The sequence below is a fragment of the Mesorhizobium sp. WSM4808 genome, assembly GCF_055811675.1.
Genome location: NZ_JBVVQX010000009.1, coordinates 188622 through 210232 on the forward strand (window position 1 = coordinate 188622; position 21611 = coordinate 210232).

Consider the following 21611-nt stretch of genomic DNA (forward strand, 5'->3'; position numbering starts at 1 on the left):
ATACCCCCCCACGACCCCTCTACTGCGTTTCTATTTTTCCCTCTTTTACGCCCTGTTTTTCTTCTCCGCTCCTCCCCCCCCCCCCCCGGGGGGGCGCCCCCCCCCCCGCGGGGCCCCCCCCCCCCCCGGGGGAGGCCGACCTGATGATCAGTACGGAGAATCCGGGAAGTAGAAGAGGTCCGCGTTCTCTTTCGTGATCAGGGAGGTATTCAGGATGTACCGGCCATCAAGGGGAATCTTGCTCACGAAGTGCTCGGCCGTGAGCTCGATCGCTGTCGCGATCATGGACGGTGGATATGACACCGTAACAGGGACGTCCTGGCGGCTCCCTTCCTTGACCATTTGAACGATCTGTTTCATGCCGCCGCCACCCACGATGAAGAATTCTCCTTCACGGCCTGCCTGGCGGGCCGCATCGATGACACCAAGCGTTGTGTCGTCATCTTGCGTCCATACGGCGTCGATCTTCGGAAAGCGCTGCAGGTAGTCCTGCATGACGGCAAAGCCTTCGTCGCGATTCCAATTGGAATGCTTTTCGTCAAGGATCTTGATGCTGCTGTTGAGCGCCTTCTTGAAGCCCTCGACGCGCTGATTGTCGATTTCAGTCGGAATGCCGCGCATGGCGACGACCTCGCCGCCATCTGGAAGCTTTGAATTGATGTAAAGCGCAGCTTCACGCCCCAAAGCCGGATTATCGCCGGCGATATGGAACGTTTCGATCCCCGGTTCGGACAGCCCGCGGTCTACGACGGTGACGTAGACCCCTTGGCTGGCGATTTCCTTGACGGGCGCCGTCAACGGCGCCGATTCAAAAGGAAGGATGACCAAAGCCGTCATCGTCCCGGAGTTCAGGTCCTCGATGTCATTGACCTGTTCGGTGGCATTGGCCGCTGTTTGCAGGACAATTTCCAAGTTCGGGTGTTGTGTTTGGAGCCGATCGATCGCCTGGCGGGCGTGGTAGTTCAATCCTCCCGCCCATCCGTGCGTGGCAGCCGGAATCGAGACGCCAATCCTGATCTTTTCTTCCTGGGCAGTGGCAGTGCCGGCCAAGCCGAGCATTGTTGCAGCAATAAGCGTTCTCTTCAGTGTCATGACTGTTCCTCCGGTTAAATTTCCGACTTGGGTTCACGTTATGTGCCTGGCCGACACGTCAGCGTTGGCTTGGCCTCTGGAGCAGCACCGCGATGATCACCACTGCACCCTGCATGGCACCGTTGAGGTAGGGGCTTACGATGCTAGTGAGGTTGAGGAGATTGCTGATCAGACTAAGGATCAGGACACCGACCACCGTGCCCCAGATGCGACCACGGCCACCTTTCAGCAATGTGCCTCCTATGATCACGGCCGCGATAGCCTCCAGTTCCCACAGCAAGCCCGTCGATGGCGTTGCTGAGCCGAGCCGAGGAACATAGAGAAAAACCGCAATGGCCACGCAGACGCCCTGCACGACATAGGCAAGGAGTTTTATTCTGGAGACCTTGATCGCCGAATATCGCGCCACATCTTCGCTTGAGCCGATAGCGGCAATGTGCCTCCCAAAGACGGTTCTCCTCAGGACGAAATCACCAAGCAGTGCCATCGCAAGGAAAGCGATGACTGGCCAACTCAGGCCAAGAACACCGCCGAAGTAGACTGGTCGGTAGAGTTCGCGCACGGCGAAGTCGAGTGTGAGGGCGCCGCCGTCGGCAAACCACGTCACGAGCGATCGCAGAATCCCCATCATCCCGAGGGTCACGATGAACGGCTCAATGCGGCCGAGCGTAATGGCGGCTCCATTCACGACGCCCGCCAAAACAGTCACCAGAAAGCCTGCCGCGACCCCAGCGGCGATCGCCGCATAGCCGGAACTGGCTAAAGGAGCCGCTGCGTTCATCACGACAATCATTGTCGCGGCGGAGAACGCGGCCATGGATCCCACGGAGAGGTCTATGCCACCTGATGTAATGACAAAGGTTGCGCCAATAGCGATGATTCCGATAAATGCGGAGCGCGCCAGCACGTTCTCTAGATTGTCGATAGAGATAAAAGTCGGGTTTAGAATCGCTCCAAGCCCAATAAGGATGGCGAGTGCAAGCAGCGGGCCGAAAGCCGCATAGTCGATTTGGAACCGTGATTTCTCCTCACCGCGGCCAGGGTGAGCGGCAAAAACGGAAGCCCTTGTCGTGTCTTGCTGGGTCATTTTTCACCATCATGAGAATTGTTCGCGACACCGGCCGCGAGTTGCACGATTTCTTCCTCGGAAATGTCAGTTCCGGTCAGAAATCCGGCTATTGCGTTGTCACGCATCACCATCACGCGGTCGCTGAGACCAACGACCTCTTGCATGTCTGATGAAATCGCAACAACGGCGTTTCCCTCATCAGCCAGGCGGCGCAGCATCCTGTAAATTTGCGCCCGTGTGCCGACATCGATTCCTCGAGTTGGTTCGTCGACGATGATGACACGCGGCCGATTCAGCAGGGACTTCGCAAGCATGACTTTTTGCTGGTTTCCACCGGACAGGCTGCCAACGCGCACATTGGGGTAGGGCGCATCAATGCTGAATTCGCGTACCGCCCAATCGCGAGCCTTGCGTTCCTTGTCGGCATCCACGAGCCGGAACCGCGAAAGGATTTGATCAAGGAACGAAACGTTGTGAGCGATGGTCTCGTTAAGAAGGAGGCCGCGCCCTTTGCGGTCCTCGGTTATGTAGACGACACCGGCTTCCAGCATGGCGCGGTACGTACTGTGTCGGATCGCTTGCCCCCAGAGTGTCAAGTCGCCACCGCGGCTACCACGGAGAGCCACAAGCGATTCAAAGAGTTCGGTACGACCCGAGCCCACCAGGCCAGCTACGCCTAGGATCTCGCCCGCGAAAATGTCCAAGGTGATCGGTGGTGATGGAATGTCTGGCGAAAAGTTATTGATCGAAAGGGCAACACTGGAAGCCGGAGCTGCTGCCTTGGGCGGATATATTTGATTGAGTTCACGCCCTACCATCAGGTTGGCTATTTGCTGAGCGGTCACATCCTCGATGTTCCAAGTGCCTTGGTATCGCCCATCACGGAGTACCGTTACGCGGTCGGCGATGCGCTTGACCTCTTCGAGTTTGTGGGAAACGAAGACGACGGCCACGCCCTCCCGACGCAGGCGCTCGACCTGGGTGAACAGGTTCTCCGTCTCCCGCGACGTGAGCACCGCTGTCGGCTCATCCATGATGATGAGCTTTGCGTCTCGCAGTAGCGCCTTGGCGATTTCCACCATCTGCTTGTCGGAAACGGGGAGGGATGACACCCTTTGCCGGGGCATTACAGAGCTACCAAGTCTTGCGAGCATCTCGCGAGCGCGTCTCGTCATTTCGGCAATCGAAAGCAAGGCGCCGCGGTGCAACTCGTGTCCGAGAAACATGTTCGCAGCGACGTCTAGGTGTTCGGCAAGGGCGAGTTCCTGATGAATGAGGACGACTCCGCGTTCCTCCGCGGCCCGCACCGAGAAATCAGAGACGATTTCGCCGTCGATTGTAATGTGCCCACTATCAGGCCTAGCGAGGCCAGCCAACACGCGAGCTATGGTGGATTTTCCGGCGCCATTTTCGCCAACGATCGCGTGCACCTCGCCTTCGTGGATCGCGAATGAGATCTCGTCGAGCACAGTTGCGATACCGTAGCGCTTGGTGATCCGGTCGATCACCGCAAATGGTTTGTTTTCGGCCTGGGCTTGCGACCGCGTCGCCGAGGACGTGCTCCGCGTCATCAGGACAACGTCGCCTTGGCGGGCCGAAAACCGCGCCGACCACCATAGACACCGCCTGATTTCATCGCTTCCTCCCAAACAAGGGCCATTCTTGGCCTCTTTGTGAAATCGTTTTCTCTAGCAAACCCGCTGGCGGTAGACGGCCATGTCTGGGATAATTGAGAAAACGATTTCTTGCATAACGCCGAATCTCTGTCAAGATCGAAGAATGACACTCCTCGACGTTACCTTCGGTGATTTCGTAGATGCGCTCGAAACGGCCTACGATGAGGTCGGCATCAGGAATGCGGCTGACCGTCTTGCGGCGCGGCTGGGTTACCGATGGTTTGCCTATCTCGGTTTTTCGGAACCAGCGCTCAAGGTGCTTTCTTCGTATCCAGGATCATGGGCACGACGGTACATCGAGCAAAGATACGAGGATATCGACCCTATCGTTGGGCTGGCTCGAAAATCGCAACGGTCGTTTCAATGGGATCGCCGGACGTTGCGACTTCCCTCAGTTTCTCAACAGCGCTTTTTCGCTGAGGCCGGCAAGTTCGGGATTCACAGTGGCGCGACTGTTCCGATTCGGGGGGGCTTCGGCCGATTCGCCGCGTTCACGCTCGCCGGCAATATGGACGCAGTTGTCGAGGTTCGTCCAACTGAAGTGATGGATACCTTACAACTTGCCGCGCTGTACTATCATTCGCACGTCTATGCGAAACTCCAACTGGGCCTGACCCGGCTTGCTGACGCGCCACTCACCCAACGAGAGCGGCAGTGCCTTTCTTGGGCGGCACGCGGCAAGAAGATGCCAGAAACCGCTACTATTCTCGGCATCACCACCCGAACGGTGGTCTTCCATCTCGATAATGCCAGGTCGAAGTTGGGTGCGTCGACGGTGACGCAGGCTGTGGCCGAGGCAGCGCACCGCGGCCTTATCTCGTCCTGAAATAAACCCTCGCCTTCGCTTCCTGTCGGACCGCTGAGCGCGGTGCCGCTCTGATTTGCGTGGTCCGATCGACTGCCCCATCAACGCGGCACCCTCGCTTGAGCAGGCGTGGTCTCGCTCGCCAAGATTGCGTTTGGGTTTGTTCGGCTCGCCGGCCTGTAAAACCCTACAGCTACGCGGCTCGGCGCGCCGTGCTCTTTGTTGCTCTCAAGCAAAGGAGCCTGCTGCCATGCGTGTAATTCCAGTTACTCACTCGGACGACTCTGAATTTCCTGATCTGATCGCGGGAATGCACCGCTTGCGCTATCGCGTTTTTCGAGACCGTCTGAATTGGGACGTGTCTGTTTCGGGCGATATGGAGATCGACGCCTACGATGCGCTCAAGCCAACCTACATCATTGCAATCGATGACAGCAGCTCGGTGGTTGGCTGTGCGAGGCTGCTGCCGACAATGGGGCCAACGATGCTGGCGAACACCTTCCCCGCGCTGCTTGGATCGAATCCCGCTCCGCGAAGCGACAGAATATTTGAAAGCTCGCGCTTCTGTGTAGATACCGGATCGGCTGGCTGTGTGACCGCAGCTGGCCTTCGTGACGCGACGTTCAGCCTGCTTGCCGGGATTCTCGAGTGGGGGCTGTCGAAGAATCAAGAGGCGGTAGTCACGGTTACGGACGTTCGATTTGAGCGCATTTTGAGGCGCGCCGGATGGCCGTTGGAACGCTTCGCTCCGCCCATGCAGATTGATGACACAAAGGCGCTAGCCGGTTACCTGCTGATCTCGGACTCCGTGCTGATGAACGTCCGTGAAATGGGGCAACTCCAAGCGCCCGTGCTCGTCGCTCGCGTCGCCCAACCGGTGGCGGCGTGATCACGGCTGCTGCTGGTCGACAATGACCATCGAACTGCGCCATCTCCGTTACGCTGTCGCCGCCGCGCATTATGGCAGCTTCCGTCGCGCTGCGGAGGTGCTCGGCATCGAGCAGTCGTCACTCAGCCGCCGCATTCGACAGATGGAGGATCGTCTGGGAGTCGCAGTGTTCGAGCGATCGAGAAGCGGCGTGCGTCTGACGACGGTCGGCACCGAAATCCTGCGGACCTCCAGGCATCTGGTCGATGGGCTGGACCACATGATGGCGTCGGCCAAGGCCGTACGCCGGGGCGAGGCCGGCCGGCTGGCCGTCGGCTTCTATACATCGCTGTCGGCGGGGAATTTGCGGGCGAGCCTGATGGAACATGCGCGACGATTTCCGCGGGTGGAACTCCGCGCCGTCGAGGACGGGCGGGAGAGGCTCTTCGTAGGTCTAGAGCATGGCGCGCTCGACGTTGCCATTGTCACCGGCGAGCCGGTAGTCCGCGAAGGGGGAGTATTGGCCGTGTGGGGCGAACGCATCATGGTGGCGCTGTCGGAGAGTCATCCACTGGCGGCGAAGGAGATCATCTACTGGGCCGACCTCAAAGGCGAAGCTTTCCTACTCAGCCAGCGGAATCCCGGACCGGAACTGCGGGACATTTTACTGGCGAACTTAGCTTCGCCCGGAATCCAGCCCAAGGTCGTGAGCCAGGCCGTTAGCTCCGAAAACATAATGAGTTTGGTGGGGGCCGGCTTTGGGGCAAGCCTGATATGTGAGGCCGGGATAGGCGCCAATTACGCCGGCGTAGTCTATCGCGATGTTCAGGACGACAACGGTCCGAGCCGGGTCAACTACGTCGCCTATTGGCAGAAGAACAACGACAACCCAGCGCTGGAGCACTTCCTTAAGGTGCTGCAGGAGCCCCATCCCCCGACTAGGGCCGCCGACTCCGTCGCGCCTTTGCGAACGCACGATCCGTCGCCATGAAGCGCTCGATCATCGGTACGATCAGCCTGGCCGGTTCACCAACAGGCTGGCCAGTCTCCTGTGCGTGGATCTCGGCGTAAACGACCAGGTCGCGATGCACGGACGCAGGCAGTTCGATCGAGATCTTGAACGGTTTGTCGTCGGGAACGGCGCCAAGTTTGAGTTTCGTCATTGGCCTACTCCGTAGGGTTCGAGGACCAGGTCACGAGCAACAATCACCCTGACCGGGAAACCCGGCCGGATGTTGAGCGTCGGCGCAACCTGCAATTGCCGCTGGATGATCTGCTGGCCGGCGTCGTTGATTGTGTCCTGGACGCCGCTGCGGATCGCCTGGATGAGTCGGTCGTCGTCATTCATCGTCAACTCCGCGCCGACAGCGAGCAGCGTCGAGAGGCCAGCGGCCTTCATCAGATCCCACCAGTGATAGTCAACGCCATCCTCCAGCCCGGCATAACCGGCGGTGTCCGCACCGGGTTGCCGCTCGAGAACGATGGAGCGGCCGTTTGGGAATATCAGCCGGTTCCAGACGAGGAGGACGCGGCGCTGGCCGAAGGCGACGCCATTGTCGTACTCGCCGATAAGCTTGGTGCCTTGAGGGACGAGGAGAATGCTGCCAGTGGGGCTGTCGTAAATGTGTTGGGTTACCTGCGCGGTGATCTGGCCGGGAAGATCGGAGCGGATGCCGGTGATGAGCGCGGCCGGGATGACGGAGCCGGCTTGCAGCACAAACGGCGAGGCCGGTGAAGCGACGCGATCGGGCGCGACCGTGCGGCGATCGACCGCGGCATTGAGAAAGGCAAGCTGCTTGTCCTGCGTTCCGGCTCCGGCGAGGTTCGGCGCCGTTCCGCCGAGCGTCGGTTGTAAGGTCGGAAGATCCGTAGCGGTCGCGGATCGGGTCTGGAAGAAGACTTCGCTGGTACGGGCCGCTTCCATTTCCGCAAGGCGCCTTTGTTCCTCCGGATCCGGCTGCGGTGTGGGCGTCACCTCGGCTGGGATCGGTCGCCCCTCCTCCCAGGCGCGCTTGATGGGGCCGCCGAGATCTCCAGGAAGTGGAGGACCGAGCCGCGGGATGCCGCTGTAGTCGGAAGGCAGGCTCTGCAAACCATCCGCTGTCTGGCGGCGATCGGTCGTGAACAGTTCATCGCCCTGCTGCTGCCGATCGGTGGTCTGGAGCGCATAGATCAGGGCGCCGCCTATACCCAGACCAGCGATAAGGCCAAGCCCGGCGAGCACCCTTCGGGAGATGCGGGTGACACGCGGCGCGTCGCTGCGCAGCCGCATGGTCGCCGCAGTGCTCGATGTCGCGGCCGAAGCTCCGCTTGTATTGCCGATTTCCGTTTCGCTCATGATGATGGCCTCCCATCGGTTCGCACGATCCTGACGGTTTGCTGGCGCTTGCCGCTGCCGAGACGCAGTTCAGCGGCGCCGAACAGCCGATCGACGATCAGGATGTTCTGATAGATGCGGGTGTTGACGATCTCGGACTCGCCGTTCGGGCCGATGACGAATATTGGGGGCAGCTCGCCCTGGACGATCCCGGGCGGGAAAACGACATAGACGCGGCGCCCATCGTCAAATACCGACATCGGCCGCCAGGGCGGCCTGTCGCCGGTGAGCCCGTACCGATAGATCCGCGCTGCAACGGCCGGAATAATCGGAGCGGTGGGAACGTTCGTGCGCTGCGATGCGGCTCGTGGATAGGCCCAGGCCACGGCCGGCATGTAGGGCCTCTCGCCCGCGCGCAGCTCCATCAGATAAGTGCGCCGGTCGGTGGTGATGACTAGGTTTGTCGTGATGTCTGTTCGGGTCGGCTTCACCAGAACATGGACACGCCGGGTCGCGCCGCTTCCGCTTTCCGTTTCGCCGATAATCCAACGCGCGGTATCGCCAGCGGCGATTGGACCAGTGCCGGTCAGACTCTCGCCGGGCTCCAGTGCGATGTTGGTGATCTGCCCGGGTGCCGCATACACCTGATAGAGCGCGCCGTCGCTCCAAGGGTAGATCTGGATCGAGTTGTAGTATCCCTCCTTGCGCGGTTCGACACGTGCGGCGGTGTTGGCGTTGTCGATCCGCCCAGTCGGCGTGCTCGCGGGATTGCCGCCCTTTGCCGCGGTCCAGGCCGGCGGCACAAGAACGGGAGGCGGCGGCCCGTCGTCTGTGCTGACGGCGACGGCCGGCAGCGGCGGCACGTCGGCGTCGTAGCTGATCTGCGGGGGCTTTGGCGCCGTTGCGCAGGCCGCGAGCGTCACGCAGGACAGCACGAGCACGCCAAGCGTGGATACGAATTTGCGGAAAACCGGAAAATCGGCTTTGCGGATCGTTGGTCTGGTCATTGCCCCAGCTCCTTTGACCAGTTGATGGCATCGATGAAGACACCCAGCGGGTTGCGGCGCAGCCGCTCGGCATCGCGCGGCGGCTGGATAACCACGGTGAGAATAGCGGTCCAGCGCTCCGTGCCGGCGAGCTGGCCGTTTTCGTAGTGGCGCTCGGTCCAGGCGACGCGGAACGAATCCGGCGAGGCGCGGATCACGCTCGAGACCTCGACGCTGACCTGCTGCTTGCCTACGCGCGCAAATGGGTCGTTGGAGCGCGCATAGTCGTTGAGCGCGGTCGCGCCGCGATCGGTGGTGAACTCGTAGGCGCGCAGCCAGTTCTGGCGCACGATGATGGGGTCGGCCGAGATTGAGCGTACCTGCTCGACGAAGCGCGCGAGGTGGAAAGCAATCTGCGGGTCGGTGGGGCGGTAGTCGGCAAGGGCTGGTTCGACGGCGCGGGCCTCTCCGGTGCGTTCCACCTCGACCACCCAGGGCACGACGCTGCCGCGCGCCGATTGCCAGACCAATGCACTGGCGAAGCTGGCGGAAAGGACCAGGCAACCGAAGGCCATCAGGCGCCAGTTTCTTGCCTGGACACGGGCGGAGCCGATGCGTTCGTCCCAGACCTGGGCGGCCCGCTGGTAGGGCGTCTCGGGTTCCGGCGTCTTGCCGTAATGGGCTGCCGGTCTTTTGAAGAAGGTCATGTGCGGTCTCTTTCGGAAAGGCTGACGGATGCTCCGCCACCATGGTTGTCGCCGGAACGCACGGCGTGGGCGGCCGCGGTGACGCCGTGGCTCATGGCCTGGCTATGCCGCATGCGGTGCGCCCAGGCCGGTGAGCCATCGGAGGCGGCAGGTGCGGGCGGACCGGCGATGCCGCTGCCAACCGTGCCCATAGAGGAAGTTCCGCCGGTCGCCTCGAATGCGGCGCGCCCGCCAGCGTCAAAGGAGGAACCGAGGGTCTCGGAGACGCGGGTGGCAGTGCGTTTGAGCGGGGACATGGCGCTGCTTCCGGCCGCGCGGGCGATGCCGCCAAGGCCTGCTGCAACACCGGAGGGCCCGGATTCTCCGGCGGAAGCGAGCGAGTAGGCCGTCGATGCGCCGCCGGCGAGGGCTGCGCCGCCGCGCGTCGCAGCAGCACCGCCGGACAACGCTGCCCGTCCGCCCTTCGCGGCAAGCATCGCACCGCCCCCTGCGGCAACGGCAGCGCCACCAGCGGCAAGGCCGGTTCCCACCGCCGCGCCCGCACCGAGCTGCGGTCCGCCGGAGACAATGCCGTTGGCGATGCCCGGTCCGAAAATGCCGAGGCCGAGAAGTGAAAGCGCCGCAAGCACGATGGCCATAGCGTCGTCGATGGTGGGTTGCTCGCCACCGAAGCCGGCGGTGAACTCGCCGAACAGGGTCGAGCCGATGCCGATGATGACGGCGAGCACCAGGATCTTGATGCCGGAGGAGATGACATTGCCCAGGACGCGCTCGGCCATGAAGGCCGACTGGCTGAAAAGGCCGAAGGGGATCAATACAAAGCCGGCGAGCGTGGTGAGCTTGAACTCGATGAGCGTGACGAAGAGCTGGACAGCCAGGATGAAGAAAGCGAGCAGCACGAGCGCCCAGGCGAACAGTAGGCACGCGATCTGGATGAAGTTTTCGAAGAAGCTCCAATAACCCATCAAACCGGAGATGGATTCGAGCAGTGGCCGGCCGGCATCCAATCCAGTCTGGGCGACACGGCCCGGACGCATCAGGTCCGCAACGGAAAATCCGGTGCCCGACGCCATAAGGCCAAGGCCGGCAAAGCTGTCGAAGACGATCTGGGCCAATCCGTTCCAGTTGGAAATGAGATAGGCGAAGACGCCGACGAACATAGTCTTCTTGACGAGGCGCGCGATGATGTCCTCGTCAGCACCCCAGACCCAGAACAGAGCGGCGAGGGTGATGTCGATGACGATGAGTGTCGAGGCAATGAAGGCGACCTCGCCATCGAGCAGACCGAAGCCGCTGTCGATATACGAGGTGAAGACCTCGAGGAAGCGATCAATGACGCCGGCACCTTCCATGATCTAGTTCCCTGTTGCCGGTTCAAGGAAGCGTCGTCGGTTCTGGTGCCACGCGGCCAGGCAATCGACATCGCGGATCGCAGCCTCTCCGATCTGCTGGCAGCGTTGGAGCGTCGCGCGCAGAGGATCGCTGCGCGGTTTCTCGGGTGGGGGAGGAGATGGACGGGTAACGGTCGCAATTTCCTCACGCGCGCGGTGGACGTCCGCGGCCGTGATCGCCACGGCGGCGACAATGACCACAACAAGTCGAGCGAGCATCCTTCCGTCCATCGTTCATCCCCGGCCTGTGCTCAGTTGCCCCCCGGGAACATCCGCGCGTCGCCCGGCTGATAGCCGGCGCCGGGCTCGAGAAAGCGGCGGCGCTGCTCTCGGCCTTGTTCCGCAGCGGCGGCCTGCTCGCCGGCCGACAGCGCGCCGGCGCGGCCATTGGCAGCGAGCAGTGCCGTCAGATCGGTGAGTTGCTGGGCCTGAAGCGCAAGGATCTGATTGCCGGCCTGGGTCGCCTGGAGCGCGCCGGTCGCGCCCTGGCTTTCGCCGACCAGGGCGGAGAGCTCCGTGCGTTGCGTCTCGATATTGCCGACCACGCCGGCCTGGACGCGCAGGGCGTCCTGCAGGGCGCCCACGGTGTTGCCCCAGCGATCCCGTGCCAGATCCACGAGAGCCTGATCGGACATCGAGAGGTCCATATTGCTGTACTGCTGCGTAAAGATCTGATCGATTTCCTGCACGTCGAAGGCGATGCGCTGCGCCTGTCCCAAGAGCTGCTGGGTGCGCTGCACGGACTGCTGAAGCTGCTGCAGCGAGGAATAGGGCAGGCTCGCGAGATTGCGCGCCTGGTTGATCAGCATCTGCGCCTCGTTCTGAAGGCTCTGGATCTGATTGTTGATCTGCTCCAGCGCCCGGGCGGCCTGCAGCACGTTCTCGGCATAGTTGGACGGGTCGAAGACGATGTCGCCGAAACCGAACAGGGCGTGGGCAGGTGTGACCATCACGGTCGACAGGGCGACGGGCGCCGAGAGTGCCGCTGTGCCAATGAGCAGGGCACGGATAGAGGAGCGAAGGCGGGTCATGGGGTAACCTCCTGGGTTGGTTCAGTTGCTGTCGTCGCGGACGCGGCGAGATTGGTGAGGTCGGGGATGAGGTCGGCCGCCCAGTCGAGGTTGTGGATCCGCAGCCAAATCTCGAGAAAGCGGCCGCGGCCGTGCTCCGACAGGACATGCTCGATCAAGGCGTGATCGGACTTCGCAGCGGCGGCGCAGAGGGCCAGCGCGACGTCGCCAAGGCCGAGCTCGAACAGCCGATTGCCGCGCCGGGACTGGGCGTAGTAGTCCCGCTTTGGAATGGCCCGGGCCAGGATTTCGATCTGCCGGTCATTGAGACCGAAGCGGCGATAGATCGCGGTGATCTGCGGCTCGATCGCGCGGTCGTTCGGCAACAGCATGCGGGTGTGGCAGGAGTCGATGATCTCCGCCGCGATCGTGCTTTTTTCGAGCTGGGCCAGCGATTGGGTGGCGAAGACGACGCTGGCATTCTTTTTGCGCAGCGTGACCAGCCATTCGGCGAGCTGCCTGGAATAGCCCGGATCGCTGAGTGCCAGCCAGCCTTCATCGACGATAACCAGGGTCGGCCGCCCGTCGAGGCGGCCAGCGATGCGGTGGAAGAGGTAGGCGAGCGCCGCCGGAGCCGCACCGGTGCCGAGCAGGCCCTCGGTCTCGAAGGCGAGCACGGAGGCTTGCCCAAGGTTCTCATCTTCAGCGTCGAGAAGCCGGCCATAGGGACCGCCGACGCAATAGGGCTGGAGCGCGCGCTTCAGATCATTGGACTGCAGCAAGACCGTGAGGCCGGTGATGGTGCGTTCTTCGACAGGCGCCGAGGCGAGGGAGGTCAGGCCGGTCCAGATGTGTTCCTTGACCTCGGCCGTGATGGTGACGCCTTCCCGCGCAAGGATGGCGACGATCCAGTCGGCTGCCCAGGCGCGCTCGGGCGTGCGAGCAATTCCAGCCAGTGGTTGAAGATATACCGAAGTCTCCCTTCCTTCGGTCAGTTCGCCGCCGAGATCATGCCAGTCGCCACCCATCGCCAACGCGGCGACGCGGATCGAGCCGCCGAAGTCGAAGGCGAAGACTTGGGCTTCACTGTAGCGGCGGAACTGCATCGCCATGAGAGCGAGCAGAACGGACTTGCCGGCGCCGGTCGGACCGACGACCAGGGTATGTCCCACATCGCCGACATGAAGAGACAACCGGAACGGGGTCGAGCCCTCCGTCCTGCCAAACAGCAGTGGGGGCGCTTGGAAGTGCTCGTCCCGTTCCGGCCCCGCCCACACCGCCGAAAGCGGGATCATGTGGGCGAGATTCAGTGTGCTGATGGGCGGTTGCCGCACATTCGCATAGAGGTGGCCCGGCAGTGTGCCCAGCCAGGCGTCGACCGCGTTGACGGTCTCGACCATGGCGGTGAAATCCTGGCTTTGGATGATCTTCTCGACCAGCCGCAGCTTCTCATCGGCGACGCGCGAATGCGCATCCCACACGATGACGGTCGCCGTGACATAGGCTTCGCCGGCAACGTCGGCGCCCAACTCCTGCAAAGCGAGATCGGCATCGGCCGCCTTGTTAGCAGCGTCGGTGTCGACCAGGGTCGAGGCTTCGTTGGTCAGCACCTCCTTGAGGATCGCCGCGACGCTTTTGCGCTTGGCGAACCACTGGCGGCGGATCTTCGTCACGAGCCGGGTCGCGTCGGTCTTGTCGAGCAGGATGGCGCGCGTCGACCAGCGATACGGAAAGGCCAGCCGGTTCAGTTCGTCAAGGATGCCGGGCGTCGTCGCCGCCGGAAAACCGACGATGGTGAGGGTTCTGAGATGCGCGTCGCCGAGGCGCGGCTCGAGGCCACCAGCGAGTGGCTGATCGGCGAGCAGTGCGTCCAGATACATCGGCGTCTCGGGCATCCGAACGCGATGGCGCTTAGTCGAGACGGTCGAGTGCAAATAGGTCAGCGTTTCGTCGTCATCGAGCCAGCGGCATTCGGGCATGAAGCCGTCGAGCAGGGCGAGTACGCGATCGGTGCGATCGACGTAGCCGCGCAGGATTTCCCAGGGGTTGACGCCTGTCTTGTCGCGGCCCTCGTAGAGCCAGCTTTCCGCGCGCGCCGTGTTCTCGGCCGGTGGCAGATAGACGATGGTGAGGAAGTAGCTAGACTCAAAATGCGTGCCGGCTTCTTCGAAATCGGCCTTGCGCTCGGCGTCGACTAGGGCCGAGGCTGCATCGGGGAACATGCTGTTGGGGTAGGTCGAGGCCTCATGGCGCTGCGCCTCGAGGAAGATGCTCCATCCCGAGCCGAGACGGCGGAAGGCATTGTTCAACCGGCCGGCGACGCCGACCAGTTCGGCCGGTACGGCACTGTCTAGATCGGGACCGCGGAACAGCGCCGACCGCTGGAAGCTGCCGTCCTTGTTGAGGACGACGCCATGGTCGACAAGGGCGGCCCACGGGAGATAGTCGGCAAGGCGAGCCCCGTTGCGGCGATATTCGGCAAGGTTCATCATTGAGACACCTCAGACGCCCAGATTGCCGGGGATGCGGAGGTGCCGGCGCACCACTTCCACGAAGAGAGGATCGCGCCGCGCGGCCCAGACGGCGGCGAGGTGGCCGATCGCCCAGAGGACGATGCCGACCAGCCAGAGCCGCAGTCCGAGCCCGAGTGCAGCAGCCAGGGTGCCGTTGAGAATGGCCACCGAACGCGGCGCTCCGCCCAGGAGGATCGGTTCGGTCAGCGCGCGATGCACCGGTGCGGCAAATCCGGGAACGGGCTCCTCCATCAGACCAGCACCCCGCCGCCAAACGAAAAGAAGGAGAGGAAGAAGCTGGAAGCGGCAAAGGCGATGCTGAGGCCAAAGACGATCTGCACCAGCCGGCGGAAGCCCCCCGACGTGTCACCGAAAGCCAGCGTCAGGCCGGTGACGATGATGATGATCACGGCGATGATTTTGGCGACGGGACCTTCGATGGACTCCAGGATCTGCTGCAGCGGCTCCTCCCATGGCATCGACGAGCCGGCGGCATAGGCAGCCTGGGTCAACGTCAGGCTGACTGCCGCAGTGAGGGTGGTTGCAGCGACGCGTGGACGAGCGCGAAGGGTTTTGAGGTTCATGACGAGGCTCCGGTGGGTTCGGGGGTTGAGATGACTGGGACGAGGGCGTAGTCGCCGGTCACGGCCAGGCCGGCGACGTGGGCGACTTCAACGAGGCGTCGCGCCGAACCTCGACCCGAAAGGACGGCGACGAGGTCGATCGTTTCGGCAATGAGAGCACGAGGTACCGTGACGACGGCTTCCTGGATGAGTTGCTCGAGCCGGCGCAGTGCGCCAACGGCCGAGCCGGCATGGATGGTGCCAACGCCGCCGGGATGGCCGGTGGACCACGCTTTGAGCAGGTCGAGCGCCTCGGCGCCCCGAACCTCGCCGATCGGAATCCGGTCGGGCCTGAGGCGCAGCGAGGACCGCACCAGGTCGGCGAGGGACACCACCCCGTCCTTGGTCCGGAGCGCCACGAGATTGGGGGCGGCGCATTGCAGCTCCCGCGTATCCTCGATCAGCACCACACGATCGCCGCTTTTGGCGACCTCGGCGAGAAGGGCGTTTGTGAGGGTGGTCTTGCCCGTGGAGGTGCCGCCGGCGACGAGAATGTTCTGTCGTTCGGAAACTGCTCGGCGGAGCGCGTCGGCCTGCGCTGCGGACATTATCCCGGTCGAGACGTAATCCTCGAGCGTGAATACCGCGACAGCGGGCTTGCGGATCGCGAAGGCAGGGGCCGCGACGACTGGCGGCAGCAGGCCCTCGAAGCGCTCCCCCGTTCCGGGCAGCTCGGCCGAGAGGCGTGGTGCGCCGGCGTGCACTTCGGCGCCGACATGATGCGCGACCACGCGAATGATGCGTTCGCCATCTGCGGGCGCAACATGCTCGCCTGTATCAGCGAGACCTTCTGCCAAGCGGTCGATCCAGAGCCGTCCGTCGGGGTTGAGCATCACCTCGACGACCGTGGGGTCTTCCAGAAACTGGGCTACAGCCGGACCTAGCGCGGTGCGGAGCATCCGAGTACCGCGTTCGACCGCTGCCGTTCGCTGAGAAGAAACCACCACGTCGTCCCCATCCGCTGCGGGTGCGCACGACGCGCGGCCCTGGATCGGGGACAAGTAGAAGAGGCACGAACGGGCCGACCGCAACAAGCCTCAAGGGGCAGTCGTACTGTGGCGTGGAATTACAGGGAAACGGCGAAATGCCTGGATCGGCGTTTCATTATCGCTGATCTCCAGAATCCGAATCGTCGACCGGATGGACGTCCTCTGGAATCTCGCTCCGCAGTTTTGGACCTTGCGCGAGTCTCCTGCCGAGGGCGGCGACAAAGGCGTCGTAGCGCTTGCCAGACTGCGCACGCGCGGCAGCCTGGGCCGGTTCCGGCAGTTGCGGCGTCGTGGTCAGCCAGAAGCGCACGAAGACGGCAAGCGTTTCCACGGAAATGCCGAGATCGCGCTCCAGGCGATTGAGGCGCCGATCGATCTGGTCGAGCCGCTTGGCCATGGCCGCCTCCTGCCGCTCGGCGGCGTCGGGTGAGAGGAATGAAGCGATCGCGGCTTCGGCAACGAGGGACCGCGAGTGATCACGTCGGGCGGCGTGCTCGGCCAGGGCCTTCATCACCGGCGGGTCGAGGTAGATGGAGAGGCGTTGTTTCTTCCCGGGCTTGGCCATGGTGTGCCTCACAACATGCCATCGTCGGGGTCGAGATCGGCTTGCCGGGCAACCCTTTGCATGGAGCGGTTGAGGTTGCGCGCGAGGAGCGCCGGATCCTCGTCTGCATCCCGATCGGCGTCGAACTCGTTTTCGATAACCGGCGGGCTCTCGGCGGCAACTTTGCTGCTCAACTCGGGTTGGCGACGCTTCTCGGATTCGGTCGAATCTTCGTCATCACCCATGCCAATCGGAGGCAGGTCGCTGGCATCAGGCTTCGGGCGCCCCGGCATTGTAAGCAGGCTCCAGTCGTTGGCCGAACTTTGTGCGAGGTGTTCAATCCGAGGCGGCGGCAGAATGCGCTCTGTAAACCGGGCATCCTCGTAGTAGCGGGCCTTCTTGGTTCGGATCGGGTGAATGCCGGCCACCATGACGATCTCGTCGCTGGGCGGAAGCTGCATCACCTCACCGGGGGTGAGCAGCGGCCGGGAGGTTTCCTGACGCGACACCATGAGGTGTCCAAGCCAGGGCGAAAGGCGATGGCCGGCATAGTTCTTCATCGCCCGCATTTCGGTGGCGGTGCCAAGGGCATCGGACACGCGCTTGGCGGTGCGTTCGTCATTAGTGGCGAAGCTCACCCTGACATGGCAATTGTCCAGGATGGAGTTATTCGGCCCGTAGGCCTTTTCGATCTGGTTGAGCGACTGGGCAATGAGGAACGCCTTCAACCCGTAGCCGGCCATGAAGGCTAAAGCCGACTCGAAGAAGTCCAGCCGGCCGAGAGCGGGAAACTCGTCCAGCATGAGCAGCAGCCTATGCCGGCTGCGGCGGGCTTTGAGATCTTCAGTCAGCCGCCGCCCGATCTGGTTGAGCAATAGGCGGATCAGCGGCTTGGTCCGGTTGATGTCCGATGGCGGCACGACGAGATAGAGCGTGGTCGGTCGCGCGCCGCCGACGATATCGGAGATGCGCCAGTCACAGCGCGACGTGACCTTCGCGACGACCGGATCGCGATAGAGTCCGAGAAAGCTCATCGCCGTGCTCAGCACGCCGGAGCGTTCATTGTCCGATTTGTTGAGCAGTTCCCGCGCCGCCGATGCGACCACGGGATGGGCGCCGGCTTCGCCGAGGTGGGGCGTCTTCATCATCGCGGCGAGGGTTGCCGCGATAGAGCGTGCCGGGTCGGACAGAAAATTGGCGACGCCGGCGAGGGTCTTGTCTTTCTCGGCGTAGAGGACATGAAGGATGGCCCCCACCAGCAACGCGTGAGAAGTCTTCTCCCAGTGATTGCGCCGTTCCAATGACCCTTCGGGATCGACGAGGATGTCGGCTATGTTCTGGACGTCCCGGACTTCCCATTCGCCTCGGCGTACTTCGAGCAGCGGGTTGTAGGCCGACGATTCAACATTGGTCGGGTCAAACAGCAGCGCGCGACCATGCCTCGCTCGGAAGCCGGCAGTGAGCTGCCAGTTCTCGCCTTTGATGTCGTGGACGATCGCCGAACCCGGCCAGGTCAGCAATGAAGGGATCACCAGACCGACGCCCTTGCCCGAGCGGGTCGGTGCGAAGCACAGCACGTGCTCCGGGCCGTCATGTCGGAGATACTCGCGCTCGTATCGCCCGAGGATCACGCCGTCCTGGCCGAGCAGGCCAGCACCTTTGACCTCGCCCTGCTGCGCCCAACGGGCGGAGCCGTAGGTCTCGACGTTGTCGGCTTCGCGGGCGCGGAGGATCGACATGAAGATGGCGGCGGCGATCGAAACGAAGCCACCCGACGCCGCGATGATCGCGCCCTCGTTGAAGATGGTGCGCGCATAGGCGTCGTAGGAAAACCACCACCAGAAAAAGGCGAGCGGCTGATAGACCGGCCAGCCTGCGAGATCGAACCATGGGGCGCCAAGCTGAGGTTGAAAGCCAAGCCGCCAAGCCGTCCATTGCGTGGCACCCCAGATCGCGGCAAGCACAATGATGCCGACGACAACAATCTGGCCCCAAAGTATCTTCGTTCCCGACATCGCCTTCTCCCTGCAGAGCAGAGGTCGGCCTACACAGGTTCATGGTTCAAGATCATCTCGACACTGGTCGTGTCGCGGCGTGCCGCGGCGAAGAAAAACCGGGGAGCACGGTGTTTGCTCAGGTAGGTGACCGGGCTTCCCAACGGGATCGGGAATTATCGGCCCGGTCCACTACAGGCTCGCTCGCAAAATGCGCTAGGCTGTCGAACTGCCTTCATTCAACAAAACGTTCGGCGCGAACCACCATATGATTGTCCACCTGGTAGACGGCACCTACGAATTGTTCCGCCACTTCTATGGCCAACGTCGCTTCAATAACGGTCAGGATAAGCCGCTTGGCGCCGTCGTTGGCGTGCTGCATACCGTCCTGGAGATGGTCGAGGGCGGAGCCACACATCTCGGGGTGGCGACGGATCATGTCATCGAGTCGTTCCGCAACGGTCTGTGGCCCGGGTACAAGACCGGGCAGGGGATCGAGCCGGCGCTGCTCGCGCAGTTCCACCCGCTCGAGGACGCCCTTGCCGCGATGGGGGTCGTCGTCTGGCCCATGATCGATTTCGAAGCCGATGATGCGCTCGCTGCCGCGGCACACAAAGCGGCTGCCGATGAGCGCGTCGAAAAGGTCTGCATCTGGACGCCGGACAAGGACCTGGCTCAAAGCGTGCGGGGAACACGTGTCGTCCAGGTGGATCGCAAAACCAAGACGATCCGCGACGAAGTTGGTGTGCGCGAGAAATTCGGTGTGGATCCCGCCTTGATCCCCGACTTTCTCGCCCTGGTGGGCGATAGCGCGGACGGCTATCCGGGCCTGGACGGGATCGGCCGCGTGTCAGCGGCACGACTCCTGGCCCGCTTTGGCTCCCTTGAACGCTTTCCTGACGACGTACTTGGCAAGCGGCACGCGACGGCTTTGCTGTTCAAGACCCTTGCTACGCTTCGAAGCGACGCCCCCACTTTCGAGGACGTCGACGACCTGCGCTGGATGGGCGCAACGGATTCCTTCGCGGCCTTTTGCGAGAAAGCGTCGGAACCACGCCTCCTCGAGCGAGCCACCAAGGCCGCCGGCCAGGCAGTGGGCTACTCGCAATAGCATCGGCCACTGGCGCACCCCGTCGTTCAAAGGCCGATGCCTCGCTTACGATTGAAATTCCAATCCACACCGGCGCCACGGGCGACTCCCGATACGTGCTGACCGACCTTCCTTTCCAGCGATGGTGTCCACGGCACGAGCTGGAAGCCCAAGCCGTCATCGATCATGGCGAACCTACCCGACGCCAAGGCAAATCGCTGGCGGTAGGTGCCCGTAACGTGTTCACCGGTCGACGCCTTGTTGAATGGGCGGCCGAGTCCGGCGGCTAGCTTGTCCCCGAGCGCCTCGACTTCACGGCGCCGCAACGTGTGGAGCAGATTCCGCGCGAAGATCAGCCTGCTGCCCTGGCGTTGCGCGAGACCTTCCTCGATCAGATGCTCGGCCCGCCGTTCCATGGCATCCCGAACATCACGTCCGAAGCCGCCGCCCAGGGCGACAGGATCGTCGGATACGGCCTGTCGGTCCAGCCAGGTGGCGCCGGTAACCGTGACCTGTCTCTCGAGCGAAAGGTCCGATCGAACTGCTATCGCAACCCGGCGGCGGTCCTTCGCGTCGGCAAAGCTGCGGAGTTCGACGATCGAGCCTGGCGCGCTGTCCCCGGCGGCATCAAGGTCGGGAAGCCTGATGTGATGGGCGCGGCCGTCGACACCATCGATCACGGCGTAGGCCGTGCCCTTGAGCTCATCGTCGAGCCCGCGCTTGACTAGGCGCCCGATGATTGGTTCCTGCAGTTCCTCTCCAGCAAGCACGAAGACGACAGCGCCGCGCTCGACACCTGCGTCAGCGAGGCCGCGGTGAATTCGCTTGATGATGTCGCCGCGTTCGCCCAGTTGGCGCAGCGTCGCTTCCGCTTCGTCGGACATGAACCACTGGCCGTGGCCGATCTGGTGAGCGACACCGAGACGTTCGAGGGCACGAAGGCGGCCGATTTTCAGCGCATGGTATTCGTCGGGCTGCTCGCCGGCGCGCGGTGCGAGGTCGATGACACCGGTTTGTTGACTGTCACGTTTGAGCTGACGGTCGAGATTGGTCCAGCGTTCAGCCTCGACCTGGCGCTCGAGGGCGCGTCGGATGTCGTGGTCGGTGCGAGGGCCGAGCTCCTGTGTGATGAGATCACGCGCACGGTCACGCATGCCCTCCTTGATGTAGTCGCGCGCGATGACGAGGTTCTCGCCGTTGTCGCGCACGCCGCGAACGATCAGATGAACATGTGGATGTTCCGTGTTCCAGTGATCGACGGCGACCCAATCGAGCTTCGTGTCGAGGTCCCTTTCCATTTGCGCGACGAGATCGCGGGTGAACGCCCTGAGATCGGACATCTCGAGCGCGTCGTCCGGTGAGACGATGAAACGGAAATGATGGCGGTCGTCCTTGCAGCGATCGGAGAAGGCATCGGCATCACCTTCTTCTGTTTCGGGACCGAAGAGCCTGGCCTTCTCTGCGTCCCGGGTGACGCCTTCGCGACGAAGATAGGCGAGGTGCGTCGGCAGGTTCCCGCCGCGCAGGTTCATACGAACCACACGGGCCTTGATGACGGCGCCGCGCGAGCGCGCTGTGAGCAGCCGGTTGGCCTGGACCGAAGCTCGCTGGCCGCGGCCAAGGCGCGAGCGGTTGCCGGGCCCGATCCTCCCCTGCCGGGAGGCGCCGGCCCTTTGAGCAGCGGCAAGTGCCTGGGCGATGAAGGGTCGCGCGCGCTGCGTCTTGCTCGAACGAATGCGGCCCGGGCGGATGCGGAACTCACGTTGGTCGCTCATGATCGAGGCTCCGCACATCGCGCTACGGCGTTGAAACTGCTGATGAAGTGCGGGTCTTGCGATGTGGGCACCAAAGGCGCACATCTCAAAAACCTGTCGCAAGTACTTGAAATATAAACGTTCGACCGCCGCGCACATCGCGCCCCTTTATCCTGCCATCGC

General features: G+C 63.0%; 21 protein-coding genes. 4 read left to right on the forward strand and 17 right to left on the reverse strand.

The features are described 5' to 3' along the window. Nucleotides 1-147 precede the first annotated feature (147 nt). From AC0L2U_RS18205 to AC0L2U_RS18215, 3 genes are read right to left on the reverse strand one after another with little or no spacing between them, the layout of a single operon-like run. Nucleotides 148-1092: a substrate-binding domain-containing protein gene (locus tag AC0L2U_RS18205; RefSeq protein WP_473602374.1), complete on the reverse strand. Its 945-nt coding sequence runs from the start codon at nt 1090-1092 to the stop codon at nt 148-150. 58 nt (nt 1093-1150) lie between these two features. After that, nucleotides 1151-2179 carry an ABC transporter permease gene (locus AC0L2U_RS18210; RefSeq protein ID WP_473602375.1) on the reverse strand — a complete coding sequence of 343 codons (1029 nt, stop codon included), beginning with the start codon at nt 2177-2179 and terminating at the stop codon, nt 1151-1153. Then, entirely contained in the window at nt 2176-3732 is a 1557-nt protein-coding gene (locus AC0L2U_RS18215; protein ID WP_473602376.1) for a sugar ABC transporter ATP-binding protein, read from the reverse strand. Before AC0L2U_RS18215 ends, AC0L2U_RS18210 begins: the two co-directional genes overlap by 4 nt. 208 nt (nt 3733-3940) lie before the next feature. Between AC0L2U_RS18215 and AC0L2U_RS18220 the strand changes: the two genes are divergently transcribed. The 3 genes from AC0L2U_RS18220 (at nt 3941) to AC0L2U_RS18230 (ending at nt 6501) form a co-directional block, all read left to right on the forward strand. Beyond that, the gene (locus tag AC0L2U_RS18220; protein WP_095521349.1) at nt 3941-4663 is read left to right on the forward strand and encodes a LuxR family transcriptional regulator; all 723 of its coding nucleotides are present in this window, start codon (nt 3941-3943) and stop codon (nt 4661-4663) included. 229 nt (nt 4664-4892) lie between these two features. Continuing rightward, nucleotides 4893-5531, forward strand: coding sequence for an acyl-homoserine-lactone synthase (locus AC0L2U_RS18225; protein ID WP_473602377.1), 639 nt, complete (start codon nt 4893-4895; stop codon nt 5529-5531). 22 nt (nt 5532-5553) lie between these two features. Then, nucleotides 5554-6501 carry a LysR family transcriptional regulator gene (locus AC0L2U_RS18230; RefSeq protein WP_473602378.1) on the forward strand — a complete coding sequence of 316 codons (948 nt, stop codon included), beginning with the start codon at nt 5554-5556 and terminating at the stop codon, nt 6499-6501. Here the strand turns inward: AC0L2U_RS18230 and AC0L2U_RS18235 are convergent. The 13 genes from AC0L2U_RS18235 to AC0L2U_RS18295 form a co-directional block, all read right to left on the reverse strand. Further along, nucleotides 6449-6673 carry a DUF2274 domain-containing protein gene (locus tag AC0L2U_RS18235; protein ID WP_095521347.1) on the reverse strand — a complete coding sequence of 75 codons (225 nt, stop codon included), beginning with the start codon at nt 6671-6673 and terminating at the stop codon, nt 6449-6451. The two genes, AC0L2U_RS18230 and AC0L2U_RS18235, sit on opposite strands and share 53 nt — an antisense overlap. After that, nucleotides 6670-7848 (reverse strand): TraB/TrbI/VirB10 family type IV secretion system protein, encoded by a 1179-nt coding sequence (locus AC0L2U_RS18240; RefSeq protein WP_473602379.1) that lies wholly within the window; start codon nt 7846-7848, stop codon nt 6670-6672. Before AC0L2U_RS18240 ends, AC0L2U_RS18235 begins: the two co-directional genes overlap by 4 nt. Then, nucleotides 7845-8834 (reverse strand): P-type conjugative transfer protein TrbG, encoded by a 990-nt coding sequence (trbG, locus tag AC0L2U_RS18245; RefSeq protein WP_473602381.1) that lies wholly within the window; start codon nt 8832-8834, stop codon nt 7845-7847. Before trbG ends, AC0L2U_RS18240 begins: the two co-directional genes overlap by 4 nt. Then, on the reverse strand, nt 8831-9520 hold the full coding sequence (trbF, locus tag AC0L2U_RS18250; RefSeq protein WP_473602382.1) for a conjugal transfer protein TrbF: 690 nt from the start codon (nt 9518-9520) through the stop codon (nt 8831-8833). Before trbF ends, trbG begins: the two co-directional genes overlap by 4 nt. Further along, nucleotides 9517-10872, reverse strand: coding sequence for a P-type conjugative transfer protein TrbL (gene trbL, locus AC0L2U_RS18255; RefSeq protein WP_473602383.1), 1356 nt, complete (start codon nt 10870-10872; stop codon nt 9517-9519). The genes trbF and trbL overlap by 4 nt, the downstream gene beginning before the upstream one ends. A gap of 3 nt (nt 10873-10875) precedes the next feature. Further along, entirely contained in the window at nt 10876-11142 is a 267-nt protein-coding gene (trbK-alt, locus tag AC0L2U_RS18260) for a putative entry exclusion protein TrbK-alt (RefSeq protein ID WP_473602385.1), read from the reverse strand. Between the two features lie 20 nt (nt 11143-11162). Beyond that, nucleotides 11163-11942, reverse strand: a complete 780-nt coding sequence (trbJ, locus tag AC0L2U_RS18265; protein WP_473602386.1) for a P-type conjugative transfer protein TrbJ — start codon at nt 11940-11942, stop codon at nt 11163-11165. After that, nucleotides 11939-14413: a conjugal transfer protein TrbE gene (gene trbE / locus AC0L2U_RS18270; protein ID WP_473602387.1), complete on the reverse strand. Its 2475-nt coding sequence runs from the start codon at nt 14411-14413 to the stop codon at nt 11939-11941. Before trbE ends, trbJ begins: the two co-directional genes overlap by 4 nt. Nucleotides 14414-14422: 9 nt before the next feature. Beyond that, nucleotides 14423-14686 carry a VirB3 family type IV secretion system protein gene (locus AC0L2U_RS18275; protein ID WP_095521340.1) on the reverse strand — a complete coding sequence of 88 codons (264 nt, stop codon included), beginning with the start codon at nt 14684-14686 and terminating at the stop codon, nt 14423-14425. Then, entirely contained in the window at nt 14686-15018 is a 333-nt protein-coding gene (locus AC0L2U_RS18280; protein ID WP_473602388.1) for a TrbC/VirB2 family type IV secretion system protein, read from the reverse strand. The genes AC0L2U_RS18275 and AC0L2U_RS18280 overlap by 1 nt, the downstream gene beginning before the upstream one ends. Beyond that, nucleotides 15015-15956, reverse strand: a complete 942-nt coding sequence (gene trbB / locus AC0L2U_RS18285; RefSeq protein WP_473602390.1) for a P-type conjugative transfer ATPase TrbB — start codon at nt 15954-15956, stop codon at nt 15015-15017. The genes AC0L2U_RS18280 and trbB overlap by 4 nt, the downstream gene beginning before the upstream one ends. Before the next feature lie 205 nt (nt 15957-16161). Then, on the reverse strand, nt 16162-16611 hold the full coding sequence (locus AC0L2U_RS18290) for a ribbon-helix-helix protein, CopG family (RefSeq protein WP_473602391.1): 450 nt from the start codon (nt 16609-16611) through the stop codon (nt 16162-16164). An 8-nt stretch (nt 16612-16619) separates the two neighbouring features. After that, on the reverse strand, nt 16620-18605 hold the full coding sequence (locus AC0L2U_RS18295; RefSeq protein ID WP_473602392.1) for a conjugal transfer protein TraG: 1986 nt from the start codon (nt 18603-18605) through the stop codon (nt 16620-16622). A gap of 247 nt (nt 18606-18852) precedes the next feature. Here AC0L2U_RS18295 and AC0L2U_RS18300 point away from each other — a divergent pair, with 247 nt between their 5' ends. Continuing rightward, complete coding sequence (locus AC0L2U_RS18300) at nt 18853-19695, forward strand: 5'-3' exonuclease (RefSeq protein ID WP_473602393.1); 843 nt, start codon at nt 18853-18855, stop codon at nt 19693-19695. Between the two features lie 26 nt (nt 19696-19721). Here AC0L2U_RS18300 and AC0L2U_RS18305 read toward each other — a convergent pair whose 3' ends face one another. Beyond that, entirely contained in the window at nt 19722-21449 is a 1728-nt protein-coding gene (locus AC0L2U_RS18305; protein ID WP_473602442.1) for a relaxase/mobilization nuclease domain-containing protein, read from the reverse strand. Nucleotides 21450-21611 lie beyond the last annotated feature (162 nt).